Source organism: Polaribacter sp. (assembly GCF_965660385.1).
Classification (GTDB): Bacteria; Bacteroidota; Bacteroidia; order Flavobacteriales; family Flavobacteriaceae; genus Polaribacter.
In genome coordinates this window covers 1-14338 of record NZ_CBFHZT010000008.1, presented here as the reverse complement: position 1 = coordinate 14338, position 14338 = coordinate 1, and the positions used below count along the sequence as shown (strand labels likewise).

General features: G+C 29.6%; 7 protein-coding genes and 1 pseudogene. 5 read left to right on the top strand and 3 right to left on the bottom strand.

What is annotated here, in order from left to right; genetic code table 11:
- Positions 1-39 precede the first annotated feature (39 nt).
- A pseudogene (locus tag ACTG3V_RS04110) lies at positions 40-918 on the top strand (IS982 family transposase).
- 101 nt (positions 919-1019) lie between these two features.
- On the opposite strand, the gene ACTG3V_RS04105 reads toward ACTG3V_RS04110, so the two are convergent.
- The gene (locus ACTG3V_RS04105; protein WP_439130867.1) at positions 1020-1244 is read right to left on the bottom strand and encodes a hypothetical protein; all 225 of its coding nucleotides are present in this window, start codon (positions 1242-1244) and stop codon (positions 1020-1022) included.
- A 680-nt stretch (positions 1245-1924) separates the two neighbouring features.
- Positions 1925-2788 (bottom strand): T9SS type A sorting domain-containing protein, encoded by an 864-nt coding sequence (locus tag ACTG3V_RS04100; protein WP_439130866.1) that lies wholly within the window; start codon positions 2786-2788, stop codon positions 1925-1927.
- A gap of 774 nt (positions 2789-3562) precedes the next feature.
- On the opposite strand from ACTG3V_RS04100, the gene ACTG3V_RS04095 reads away from it, so the two are divergent.
- The 3 genes from ACTG3V_RS04095 (at position 3563) to ACTG3V_RS04085 (ending at position 7552) form a co-directional block, all read left to right on the top strand.
- The gene (locus tag ACTG3V_RS04095) at positions 3563-5212 is read left to right on the top strand and encodes a sodium/sugar symporter (protein WP_439130865.1); all 1650 of its coding nucleotides are present in this window, start codon (positions 3563-3565) and stop codon (positions 5210-5212) included.
- A gap of 149 nt (positions 5213-5361) precedes the next feature.
- Entirely contained in the window at positions 5362-6510 is a 1149-nt protein-coding gene (gene galK, locus ACTG3V_RS04090; RefSeq protein ID WP_439130864.1) for a galactokinase, read from the top strand.
- 19 nt (positions 6511-6529) lie between these two features.
- On the top strand, positions 6530-7552 hold the full coding sequence (locus ACTG3V_RS04085) for a UDP-glucose--hexose-1-phosphate uridylyltransferase (RefSeq protein WP_439130863.1): 1023 nt from the start codon (positions 6530-6532) through the stop codon (positions 7550-7552).
- A gap of 631 nt (positions 7553-8183) precedes the next feature.
- Here ACTG3V_RS04085 and ACTG3V_RS04080 read toward each other — a convergent pair.
- Positions 8184-8444 carry a DUF7222 domain-containing protein gene (locus tag ACTG3V_RS04080; RefSeq protein WP_439130917.1) on the bottom strand — a complete coding sequence of 87 codons (261 nt, stop codon included), beginning with the start codon at positions 8442-8444 and terminating at the stop codon, positions 8184-8186.
- 442 nt (positions 8445-8886) lie between these two features.
- Here ACTG3V_RS04080 and ACTG3V_RS04075 point away from each other — a divergent pair, with 442 nt between their 5' ends.
- Entirely contained in the window at positions 8887-13671 is a 4785-nt protein-coding gene (locus tag ACTG3V_RS04075; protein WP_439130862.1) for a BT4734/BF3469 family protein, read from the top strand.
- Positions 13672-14338 lie beyond the last annotated feature (667 nt).

Genomic DNA, 14338 nt, shown 5'->3' with positions numbered 1-14338 from the left:
TGAAAATCAGTAAATTGATTTAACTACAAATCATTTACAATGAGCAACATAAATGCAAATTACGAAAGAATATTGGAAGTATTAAGAAAAATATCAAAAGAACAACTTTTAACCTATCAAAGACGTACACCTAAATTAAGTGATTTAGAATTGATAAGTTTAAGTCTTACTGCTGAATTTATGAGTATAGACAGCGAAATGGATTTATTTAGACAGTTACCAAAAAGTATTTTAAGTAAAATAGAGCGGAGTGTTTACAATAAAAGGAGAAGAAATTTAGTGAATCACTTAAATGAAATTTGATTAAAATTAGCTGCTAAATTTAATGAATTTGAAGAATATTTTATTGTTGATAGTATGCCTTTAGAAGTTTGTAAACTATCAAGAAGTACACGTTCTAAAATATGCAAGGAAGTGAATTATTGCTATCCAGACAGAGGATATTGTGCCTCTCAATCTTCCAATTATTATGGTTACAAATTACATGCGGTCTGTTCTATAAGTGGAGTTTTTCAGAGTATTGATTTAAGTCCAGCTTCTGTGCATGATATTCATTATTTAGAAGATATTAGAAATCAAATTAGCGATTGTGTTTTAATAGCAGACAAAGGATATTTATCAACAGAAATCCAATTAAATCTTTTTGAAACTTGTAACATAAAATTGAATACTCCAATGAGAAAAAATCAAAAAAACTTTAAAAAACAACCCTACATATTTAGAAAGAAAAGAAAATGAATTGAAACATTATTTTCGCAGTTATGTGACCAATTTATGATTAGAAGAAATTACGCTAAATCTTTTTGTGGATTTAAAACTAGGGTTTTATCTAAAATAACAGCGTTAACAACTATTCAATATATAAACAAATTTGTATTTAATAGAAATATAAACAATATTAAAATCAGCATTATTTAATCAGCATTATTTAAAATGCACAACAGGTATAAATAATTATTTTCATCTAATTTCTGACCAATTTTAGCATCTGGAATGTGGTATAAATACATTTCTACAAATCATCTTCTATTGCCAAATCCTTTGCTTAATCCATAATTAGATAAACCGCCCATAAACACTTTATCCTCAACTTTTTTACAAGCTTTTGCCCAAGCATCTATTGGTTTTCTAACATGTTTTACCCTGTCGTTTGCTTTATACTGTTTATCATGATACGCCCCTATACCTTCATCACCATTAGAAGGTGAAGCATATCCAAGAAATAAGCCTTTTACTTCTTTCATTTGTTGAATTCCACTTTTACCCAACGCATGGATAAACTTTAAATATCGTTTATGAAATTCTGGATGACTTACTTCATAATTTATGCTAAAAGGATTTTTCTTTTTCTCTTTTCGTATCGGAATATTGTATTTTTCAATCTACTTTGGAGCAAAATTTGTAGAAGAAAAATGAAATCTAACAATAGAGCCATAGCCTTTTTTTGTGGCTAATTGTATATTTCTTATTAAAGGATCAATGTTAATTTGTCCTTCAACAGGTTCTAACTCTCTCCATTTTACCCAATGAGAAACCACGGGATTTGATAAAAAATTTACCTTTGGTAATTGCTCTATTTTTTGTGGGTTTAAACTAAAATTCCTAGCAATACAAAGATTTGAACGATTAGAAGGTGTAATACCGTTTGGTAAAGACCAATCCCAGCCTTCTACAACTGCTTCTTTATCAACCTATTTTGGATTTTTTATATCAGATATATCGGTATTTTTATATGTTGACCAAAAAGGATAACCGTCAACTAAATTTTTGGAATTGGAATTCTGTGCTTTTGTAATTAAACAAAAAAGTAAATACCATTCTATATCTAACCATATTTTTATTTTTTCTGATGAAAAATATCATTAACTAAAAAAAGGAAACTTTTTTAAAGTTTCCTTTTTATATATTTAGTATTCAAACGAAACTATTGTATAACCAATTTAGAGGTTGATTTACCTTTTGAGTTAGCCACTTCTACTAAATAAATACCTTTTGCGTATTTAGAAGTATCAAATCTAAATTCATTTGTATTTATTTTTTCATTTAATATTTGCTTTCCAGTTAAAGAATATAAAGTGATATTTTCTAAACCAGAAGTACTTTTGATGGTAGTAAAATCAGAGGCTGATGAAGGATTTGGATACATTTTAACACCGATAGTTTCAAAAGACTTTGTTGATAACGAAGCAGTAGTTGATAACGAAATATCATCAAAATAGTAAGTATTATTAACAGTGGCATGCATAATTCTAAAATCTAAGGTTTTTACTGATGGATCTGTAAAAGTAACTGTTGCAGTAGCTTCTACATATCCATTATGCCAATTTGCAACATCTGTCATAGTTCCTCCATTATCAACTCTTGTCAACAGGCCGTTAACTGCCTTTCCATCTGCATCTCTTGCACCAACGACTAACCATAGAGCTTTATTGCCCACCTCAGTCTCTACTTTAGTCCAAATAGAAAAAGTATATTCGCCTGGTTGATAAGTACTAACATCTACATTGCTGCTAAACAACATTACATCACCTCCAGTTCCATTTGAATCTCTGATAACAGATTTTAATGCTTGTGAGCCGTTTCTCCCTTCACCAGGAGCTAAGCCACTTTCTGATGCCACAAAAATTCCGGTTTTATTTTCTGCAATTCTATAGCCATCTATATAATGGTTTGTTCCATCAGAGGACATAGCAGTATTAGATTCAAAATCTGCATTAGTTATGCTAAATTGAGCATTGATAGTACCTACTAAAAGGATAGCAATAATAAAAGTAATTGTTTTTTTCATAATATCTATTTTAATTGATTCAATAGTAAAACTAATTATACTTATTATAGTAGATGTAATCTTTTTGTACCAAAAAATGGGGAATAATTGTTCTATATAGTCGAATACTTTAATTAGAAATGTTTACTTTATTTTCATTATTAAATCTTTTTTAACAACTAATGTTTTTTGATAAAAAGATTTAGCAATAGCACTGCTACTATTTTACTTAAATAAACCTAATATATTGAGTATGAATAGTTATTTATATAACTTTTTCAATGAATACTAATCCTATTTTGATTTATTAGAAACCAAAGAAACCACAATGGATAGTAAAAATGTAATAAATCCTTTTTTAGGAAAATCATCAAAAGGGAGAGATAATTTAATTATTGAAGCTACTGAAAAACGGCATTAAGAAGTAGAGATTGTTAAATATCTCAGCTTATAAAGGGACTAATTTTAGAAAAGCAGTAGGTATAAAAGTAGGTTATTTTCCTTTTGAACAACTTTATAATCCTAAAGAATATAAAGTACAATAAAATAATTTGGCAACATCAAATCCTAAAAAACCAAACAGATGAAACAAACTTATCAGTTTAAGAGGTAAAGATTATCAAGAAGGAGTAAAAGAATTGGTTTTTAAATAATAATACCCCACATTTGAGCCATTATTTACCCTTATTTTATAAATTTCAAACTTATTTTTACAAATATTTTTTAAATCATATAAATTATTCAGTACTATTTTTAATGAGTAATAAACAACCAAACTAAAAAAAAAACAAACAAATGAACGCAGGATTTCAATTTTGGGACTACGCAATATTTATTGCCTATGCAATCATGATTTTAGGAATAGGATTATGGGTTTCCAGAGATAGAAAAGGAAAACAAAAAAATGCAGAGGATTATTTTTTAGCAAGTAAATCATTGCCTTGGTGGGCTATTGGAGCCTCTTTAATTGCAGCAAATATTTCTGCAGAACAATTTATAGGGATGTCTGGTTCTGGTTTTGCTTCAGGTTTGGCCATAGCTTCTTATGAGTGGATGGCTGCATTAACTTTAATTATTGTTGGTAAATACTTTTTACCCATCTTTATTGAAAAAGGTTTGTATACCATTCCAGAATTTGTAGAAAAAAGATATTCAACAAACTTAAAAACAATCTTAGCTATCTTTTGGATTGCATTATATGTATTTGTCAACTTAGCATCTGTTTTGTATTTGGGTGCTCTAGCTTTGGAAACTATAATGGGAGTTCCTTTAATTTATGGAGTTATAGGATTATCTTTATTTGCTGCAGCGTATTCTTTATATGGAGGCCTTTCTGCTGTTGCTTGGACAGATGTAATTCAAGTGGTGTTTTTAATTTTCGGAGGTTTAATTACTACTTATTTATCCTTAGATTATGTTTCTGGAGGAGAAGGTTTTTTAGCAGGATTAGAGGCAATTTATGAAGCAGTTCCAGAAAGGTTTGAAATGATTTTAGACGAATCTAATCCAGAATATAAAAACTTACCAGGTCTTGCTGTTTTAGTGGGTGGTATGTGGGTTGCAAATCTTTATTATTGGGGATTCAATCAATATATCATACAAAGAACTTTAGCAGCAAAATCTTTAAAAGAAGCTCAAAAAGGTATTCTTTTTGCCGCATTTTTAAAGTTATTAATTCCGTTAATTGTTGTTATTCCTGGAGTAGCTGCATTTGTAATGATAAATGACCCAGAAATTATGGCAAGATTAGGGGCTATGGGGCAAGAAAACTTACCATCATTAGGTGCTGCAGATAAAACATATCCCTGGTTGTTACAATTTTTACCTGTTGGTTTAAAAGGGGTTGCATTTGCTGCGTTGACTGCTGCTATTGTAAGTTCCCTGGCTTCGATGCTAAATTCAACCTCTACTATTTTTACGATGGATATTTACAAACAGTATATCAATAAAAGTGCAAGTGATAAAGCTACTGTAAATATGGGAAGATTATCTGCAGGTGTTGCTTTAATTATCGCTTGTATTATGGCACCTTTATTAGGTGGTATTGATCAAGCTTTTCAGTTTATACAAGAGTATACAGGTGTAGTAAGTCCAGGAATTTTAGCTGTTTTCTTACTAGGTCTTTTTTGGAAGAAAACTACCAACAAATCTGCTATTATTGGAGTAATTGCCTCTGTTCCAATTGCGATGTATTTTAAAATAGCACCAAAAGGTTGGTCTACTTCTAGTCTTTTTGTTGACATTCCTTTCATGAATCAAATGGGATATACCTTGTTAATAACCATAGCTGTAATGTTGGTTTATAGTTATATACAACACAAAGGAGCAGATGATAAAAAAGGGATTGAGATTACCAAAGAGCTTTTTAAAACATCACCATTGTTTAATATAGGCGCTTTTGCTGTGATGCTAATTTTAGTGGCTTTATATGCGATGTTTTGGTAAATTCAAATCAAAACTAAACATAATAATGATATGATAAATAGTTTTAGTTGTAAATAATTATAAAACACATTTCAGATTTTAGAGGTAATAGATGCCGTTATTATTCCTGTAATAATTCTTCTTTAAATCTATTTATATAAAAATATATTATGAGCAAAGCATTACTGAAAGAAGTAAAAAACAATTTTTTAGAAACTTTTAATGCAGCACCTTTACTTATTTTTTCTCCTGGGAGAATAAATATTATTGGAGAACATACAGATTATAATGATGGTTTTGTTTTTCCAGCAGCAGTAGACAAGGGCATTGCAGCAGCTATTCAAAAAAGTGATACAGGAACTTCTACTGCTATTGCCTTGGATTTAGAAAGTACCATCAATTTTGAACTAAACAAAATTAAACCCTCAAAAGAAGGCTGTTGGGAAAACTACGTCTTTGGTGTGTTTGCCGAAATTCAGAATAGAAATAAAGTTATTGGCGATTTTAACATCATCTTTAGAGGAAATATTCCTGGCGGTGCAGGTATGTCATCTTCAGCAGCACTAGAAAATAGCGTAGTTTTTGGATTGAATGAATTGTTTAATTTAGGATTAACCAAAGATGAGATGATTCTCATATCTCAAAAAGCAGAACACAATTATGTAGGTGTTAATTGCGGAATTATGGACCAATATGCAAGCATGTTTGGCATTAAAGACCATGCATTGCATTTAGATTGTAGAACTTTAGAGTCGAGTTCTTACAAATTAGATTTCAAAGAGCATCAACTCATGTTAATCAATACAAATGTAAAGCATAGTTTGTCTGATAGTGCCTATAATGACAGGAGATCTGCCTGTGAAAGTATTTCTAAATTACTAGGTGTTGAAGCTTTAAGAGATGCAACAGAACCAGATTTAGAACAAATTATTGATAAGGTAACTCCAACCAATTATCAAAAAGCTTTATTTGTTATTCAAGAAAATGCAAGAACCATTAAAGCAGCAAAGGCTATAGAAAACAATGACCTTGAATTATTAGGTTCATTAATTTATCAATCGCATGCAGGGTTATCAGATCAATACAAAGTAAGTTGTAAGGAATTAGATTTTTTGGTAGCTCAGGCAAAAAAGAACAAACATGTTTTGGGAGCAAGAATGATGGGGGGTGGTTTTGGTGGCTGTACAATAAATCTAATTGCTAAAACAGCAGCAAAAGCATTTGCAGAAACCGCATCCAAAGCATATAAAAATAAATTTGATAAAGATTGTTCTGTATATTTTATAGAACTATCTCAAGGAACACATTTAGTAGAATAATCAACCAAAATTTAAAAAAATGAGTAACACCAATCTACAAGATTATTCGCACAAGCGATTTAATATTTTAACAGGAGAATGGGTTTTAGTTTCACCTCATAGAGCAAAAAGACCTTGGCAAGGTCAAAATGAAGCTGTAAATAATGAAAAGCGACCAACTTATGATGAAAAATGTTATTTATGTGCAACCAATACGAGAATTAATGGTGAGGTAAATCCTGATTATAAAGATGTATTTGTTTTTACAAATGATTTTGCAGCATTACAAAAAGATTCACCAACATTTGATATAAATGAAGGATTGTTAAAAGCACAAAGTGAAACAGGAATTTGTAAAGTAATTTGTTTTAGTCCAGACCATTCTAAAAGTTTGGCAGATATGTCATCAGAAGAAATACAAAAAGTGGTTTTTGCTTGGCAAAAAGAATATGCTGAACTTGCAAAAGAACTAACTATAAATTATGTGCAAATTTTCGAAAACAAAGGTGCTGTAATGGGGTGTAGCAATCCTCATCCTCATGGACAAATATGGAGTCAGTCTACTTTACCAAATGAGGTACAAAAGAAAGATGACCAACAACGCAATTATTATAAAGAAAACAACTCGAGTCTTTTAGGAGATTATTTACAACAAGAATTAAAATCTAAAGAAAGGATTATTTTCGAAAATGATGATTTTGTAGTTTTAATTCCTTTTTGGGCTGTTTGGCCTTTTGAAACTATGATTGTACCCAAAAAACAAAAGACAAGTATTCTAGATTTAAATGATGATGAAGCATTCAATTATGCAGAAGCTATTTCAGTAATTACTAAAGCATATGATAAATTATTTAATACATCTTTTCCTTATTCAAGTGGAATCCATCAAGCACCTACAAACGGCTTAGACAATAGCCATTGGCATTTTCATATGAGTTTTTATCCACCATTATTAAGAAGTGCAACTGTAAAGAAATTTATGGTAGGTTATGAAATGTTTGGCACACCTCAAAGAGATATTACTGCAGAACAAGCTGCTAAAAAATTAAGAGAATTATCATAACTTGTAAAATACAATAATTATTATGAAAAACTCTAAGTATAGTGATTCAAACAAGTTCTTATAAATTAACAAGTATTTACAGTATTTAATAAGTTATAGCACTTAATTAATATTTGTTATTTGTGTTGTCTTTAGCTTGATTTGGAAAAGCTATTTATTTAAATAACTCACTTAAGCTACTTCTATGCTGTAACATTATTCTATTTCTAAAGTTAATAAGTGTTTGGTTAAATGTGTTAAAGCTTTTCTAGGATTAATATTATCACAGAAGCTATTGATAGAACTATTTATAACATTCCGACCATGACATTGCTTTCTATTCCTAAGTCGTCAAAAATAACTTCTTTTTTCTATTAATATAATCTTGGTTTCCTGTATTTATGGATTACATCATAGCCTTCTTTCATGCATTCGAAACTTTCTTCAAAATAGAAATAATTCACTAAAAACCTTACAGCGAGATTCTAATAAAGAAGTTTTTATTATTTGAGTTTACCACGTTTACCAAAACCTTACCACTAAAATAATCGCTGTACCACTTGCTACCATTGAGCTTTACCACGTTTACCACATTTACCACCAGTATATAAGTAAAGAAAATAAATATGCAACTATATGTTGCATATTTATTTTAATTTTCACTTTCTACAAAAGAGATTACTTCACTGATTGTATTCTCCCAAGAAAACCAGGCTAGCCAATTATAGTAGAGGTCTTCGTCTAAAGGACTTGGTTTTCTCTCCAATTTTCCACATTCATTTTCGAAATCATCTAGAATTTGTAAAATTTTAAGATGGTGCCTCTTGGCGAAATTTATTGTCTGGTTGTAATAGATAAAACCAGGAACAGATCCACTATCTGCTGCATAATAATTGTATGGATATTCATTTATAAGTTCCCAATCGATTCCACCTTGTTTAAGGACTATTTTGTCTATTCAGGATCTGAGCTGAATTCTTCTAAAAATCATTTCTTGCTTAGTTTTGACATAATAGATTTGTTTATTATTAAGGCGTTTAACTCATTTAAGCGACATTTAAAATCTCCTATTAAATCTACTTCTTAATCAAATCTAGAGGTCCTTTTTATTCTCTGACGACCTTAGGTATATAAACAAGAAAAAATAAATCAATCCAGTTCGGATTGATTTACTACTCACTCTTATAGATGAGGTTTTGCTAAATAAAAATTAGCTATTAACAGCTAATAAATTTTCAAATCCTTATCAATGACGTCGATAGTTGTGGATTAAAAATAACTCTTTTAATAACAATAGAGCTTCCACAACTACTGCACGTATTTCATTAATAAATCTCATTAAACATTAATTTTATATGAGAGAAAGCAAATACATCTATTTCGCGACTCATTTATCCAACCCAGAAGTAATTACCAGAGTTATAGCTGGTGCAAACTTTGAAATTCTTGATGACCATCTAAAACTAAAAATCAAAACCCTTGCCCAGAATTTCAATCCAAAGAAAACAAAATTAAGCCTTTATAAATATTGCCAAAAATTTATCGAAGATAACCAAAACAACCTCATAGAGTTAATAAATGAAATAGGAGAAAACGAATTAGAATTGTTTTTAGTCACCTATATTAAATATGCAAAAGGCTGGAATGCCAGTTCCAGGTCATATGGAGAGAATTCTAATATGTATGCTGATAAAATTTCTGAAGAGGACCTCATCAATGAAATGACAGATCCAAACGGTTCAATTAAAGAATTATTAGATGCTGCTCAAGGTAATCTTAGTGTGGTAAAGCCCTTTTTGCCAGCAACTCTGATATCTCTAGACACCAATACTAGAGCCCCTTCAAAAATGAATTTTGAACATACTGGTAGATTTTGTTTCGATATTGACAAATTAGAAAGTTTAGAAGATGCAATGTTTTGGATGAATAAAATTTGGAAAGGGACGCAAAACATAAAACCGTATATGATCTTTATTTCACCTAGAGGTAAAGGTGTAAAAGTATTTTGTCAAATTGATAGAAATTCCGATGAATTTCAAAAGGACTTTAATAGTTATAAAAAGGAGGTCGTAGTGAAAAACCACAAAGTCTGGTATGAAGGAGGAGTGAAAGAACTGATCAAGACTTTTCCTGCCTTTGAAAAAAAAATTGATCTTGATACCATCGATCCGCAACGATTAACTTATCTACCCTTTATCCAAGATAAAAAGAATCATTTCAAATATGATTCTAACAGATACTCCAAGTATATTGAAGTCGCTAAAATCGAAATAGATTTTCAAAAACGAAAACTAGAAGAGAGCATTAGAAAAAAAAGAAAAGAGATTGATAAAGTTAAAAAAAGTCAAAAAATATCTTCTGACGACAAAGCTTACCAATACCTCTTACAAAATAGAAGTTCAAATTATGATATTGATTATGAAAAAGAGAAATTCATAAAAACAATCGATTTTATTGAGGAGTTGGCAACAAAAGATGTTCGCATAAATACTTGGGTAAGCGAAACCTTTAACGATTATTCTACCTTAAATAAATTGGGGTGGACACTTTATGCAACTTTTGGCGATATGGCAATTGAACAAATAAAGAGATTGATCCCTATTGGTTCTAACAAGTTAGATGAAGATCATAATGATTATCGTTGGGCAATTAAGTCAAAAGATGATTACACTACAGAACAATTAAATTCAATGACAGCTGGAGCTTTTTATGAATTAGTTAGAAAGCAAGAAAAGATTAAAGATTTTCTAAACAGTACTTATGGAGTAAATGCAAAACAGGTTTCAGAATTCAAAATAATCAGGAACATCCACGAAAACTATATTCAAAATAAAGAATTGGATGCTAAAGGTGAAAGCAAGGTAGATCCAGCTGAATTTATTAACCATCTGACTGACTACTTAGATAAAGGAAGAAAAAGACTTCCATTATTTGATAGAATTGAAAACATCAAACCCGAAATAAATCTTATTCCACAAAAATATCTGGATAAAAAAACAATGGAAAATCTTTATCAAAACAAGTATCAAGATAAAACCATATTCTATTTAATCAGTCAGTGTGGCTCTGGAAAGAATAGTCTTGCCGGTCATCCAACATACAAACTAAAAGGCAAATCACTGATATTATGTCCATTTCAATCTATTGTTAATCAAATTGCGAAAGAGGCCTGGATACTTCAAAATAGAGAAAATCAAGCTTTCATTCATTCAAAGATTCATAAAGTAATTGATGAATTTAAAGACAAAGATGGAGATAAGAAAATGATAAATTATGAAAAAAGCTTGCACGATTTTAATTTTTATAACATAGATACAGTTCATACTACTTACAATCAATTATTAAACATCTCAAATAGAGAAATGGCTCTTTGGGATTACATCTATATAGATGAGGCACACACTTTTGCAAACAGTTTAGATTATAGAGATGAAGTGATAGCAAAATTAATATACCGAATTGTCGATTTTATTGCGAGTAATCCCAACACAAAAACTAAAATCATTTTTCAATCTGGAACACCAAATTTAGAATATTTAGTGATTGAAGAGATGATGAAAGCAAATGGTATTGATCATCTTTTTCAAACAATTAAAGTTGATAAGAAATATAAAAAAACTCCTGTTTTACATTTAACACCTTTAGAAACAAGTAATAGTTCAGAAAGAACAGATGCTGTGATTTCTCAAATCCTTAAATACCATAATAAAGGAAGAAAAGTCTGTCATATTTTCAACAATAAAAAAGGTATGAGTAAGTATATCAGGGAGATTCAAACCAAACTTAGTAAAAATCTGAAGGTAGGATTGTTTTATTCAGGTTCAAAAGGTAAGTGTACTCAAAATATTTTATCAGGAAAGTTTGATGAGTATGATGTGATTCTAACAACTACCTATTTCTTTAATGGATTAAACATTAATACAGACGGGTTATCAGAGGACGACATCCTCAAAGGAAAAACCTCAACACAGAAATATGGCGTTGTAATAGATCTCGGAAAAAAACATACTAAAGTAAGCGCTATTGATGCAATTCAAGCAATAAATAGATTTAGAAATCGTGAGTGTCAAGCTACAATATTTTTACCTCAATTCTTCAAAGAAGACAAGAGGTTCCCTTCAAGAAAATTCAACTACAACCATGCTGGAAAAGTAATTTTAGGATTAAATAGATATAATCAATCTTTATTGTCTAAAGATTCAAATGCAAAAAGCGCAGCAGTTGAACCAATTGAAAGGAAAGAGAAAGTACATTTACTAGATGCAGTAAGATATCATGAAAAACCAGTCACATATGATGCAATTAGTGAAATGAGCACACAAGATAAAAACAAGCGTCAAATCTTAAACCAATTTGATGAAAAATCGATAGTTTATGAAGATTGGTTGTATTCAGCCGATGGTTATTATTACCTAAGTGAGAAGGCAAAAATGCTGGCAATTCCAAAGTATAATACAAATCACAAGCCTCTAAAAAAAATGACAAAGGATCAGATTGAATTAGAAAATAAAGTGGTTTGTAATTTTATTAATAACGACAAAGCGTTGATCTATTTATCAAATCAATTAGAAATCAATCGTCGATTCTATGTTGAAGCCTCTAATAAAGTAAAGGATCCTAAAATTGATCAAATTGATAATTTAGTTGCAATAGATAAAAAGGGAGATAAGTATGTTATTGAAGGAGATTTTCATTATTCACATGAGCGAATTATCAATAGATTAATCCATTATCATTTACAATTGTCATATTGGTATGGAACAGAGACAGGAATTAAAATTTTAAGAGAATTGATCAAACCTAATTCCAAACTGTTAATAAAGAAGAGTAAAATGTACATTGAGAATATTTCAATGTATGTTAAACAAGGGCATGCATCAGGAAATAAAAAAAACTTAAAAGCTTTAAACTATATCAGAGGTTTATTTTCCTTACGTGATTCTAATGTAGGTGTTACCAAAAATGAATCACTTACTTCAATTACCCTCTCTATTGATGATCCCAAAACTTTAAATTTATGCAAAGAGATGTGGGCTAAACAACAGTATAAGATGATTTCCTACAACTTAAAGAGCAAGGATAATCGAGACAATAATGAATTAGAGGAATATTTTAAAAACGAAGAAGCGATAAAATCTCAAGATTTAGAGGATTTGAAAACGCAATTGAACTACATAGCATATTACAAACCGATGAAAGTTGATGAAAATGAAAATGCATTACGTCCAGAAATAATAACAATTCCAAAAATTTTATATAGTAAACTATTAGTGTCTCAATGGGGTAATTTTAATGAAAAACACACTGAACCAGAACAATTCAGTTTAGATAGAAATAACAAAGAATTAGAGCGATTTAAAGAGGACTTCTTAGACAAAATGAAAACATATGTAAAAGATGGGAGAAGTTCTTTTTCAGTTTTAAAAACATATGTTGAGATTAAAAACAATTTGATGAATAAAGGAATTGAAAACGCTAAAAACTTTATAAACTCTCTACATATAAATGTGGATAAACAAACACTAAATCAAATGACAGATACTTTAGATAAACTAAAAAAAGATTTAAGCCAATTAGACCAAATATTCTTAGCGGCTTTTAAAAATGCAGAATATATGACCCATAAAGAAAATCATAAAATGGGTATTTTCCCTTTTATTGAGGATAACTTCTTTTTAAAGAAAGATTTTAATTTAGAAGATCTTAATGACGATTTAAAACTTAGTCTTGATGATAAATCAACAACTGAAATTTATGATTCTTTAAAAGCAAATGACAACACATATATTAGAGCGAAAAGACAATCCTTTAATAAGGATACCATTAAAAAATGCTATGTAGCATTAGATGTGAATAATAATATCATTTTTAGTTATTTCTCACGTATGCAAACCATAAAAAATTTATGTGTTTATGCTTCTAAAAACAGCCCATTTAAATTGAAAGATGGTTCTATTCCTCAAGTTTTATGGAATAGAGGAACATACAATATTGATACTTTTAGAAAGAATTATTATAATAACAATTGTCCTAGCAAAACTATTGCAAATTATAGTATTAAAATCTTTCCAGTTAAAGTACAGGAATATGTAGATTATGCAAAATCACTAAAGAAAAATGCTAGAAAAATAAAAAACTGATGAGGTCTTAAACCGCAGGCTAGTACCACTAGGTGTATTTTAGAAACGAATTGAATGAATTGAATTAAGAGTAAATGGCTATTTCCATCCCTACTTTAAATTTATAAAAAAACAAACCAACCCATATCGGGTTGGTTTTTCTTTGTTTAATGCAAAACGTTTTTTCTCCTTCTCATCCAGATAAACATCAGCTGACATCCATCACTGATCATTCTAGAAATTAACTCGTTTGCATAATCTCTCTGTTCCATAATTATATAGGTTTTTATGATTATATTTATAAGGTTTTTAGAAAATGTAAAAGGCCTGAATAACTTAACTATCAAAACATAAATAGAAGCTCTAAAATATTTTTGCGTTTTGATGATTCAATTAAGTAGAGTTTAACTTATCTCCTGCTCAAAACGGAGGGATTAACTATTAAAACTTTTAATAAAGTGGGAGTTTTAAATTATAAGAATAAATGAAAAGTCTAATTTGTTGTACCTATGTTGTACCCAATAAAAAAGCCTTTCAAAGAAAAACCCTGAAAAGCCTTCGTACTCAAGGTGGGAACATTTATATTAAACAAAAGAAATTATAGATAATTATAATCCTTAAAATCAACTATTTAAAAACATAAAATTATTTTTTATCGTCTATTTTTGCACTTTTTTTCATACTTTCG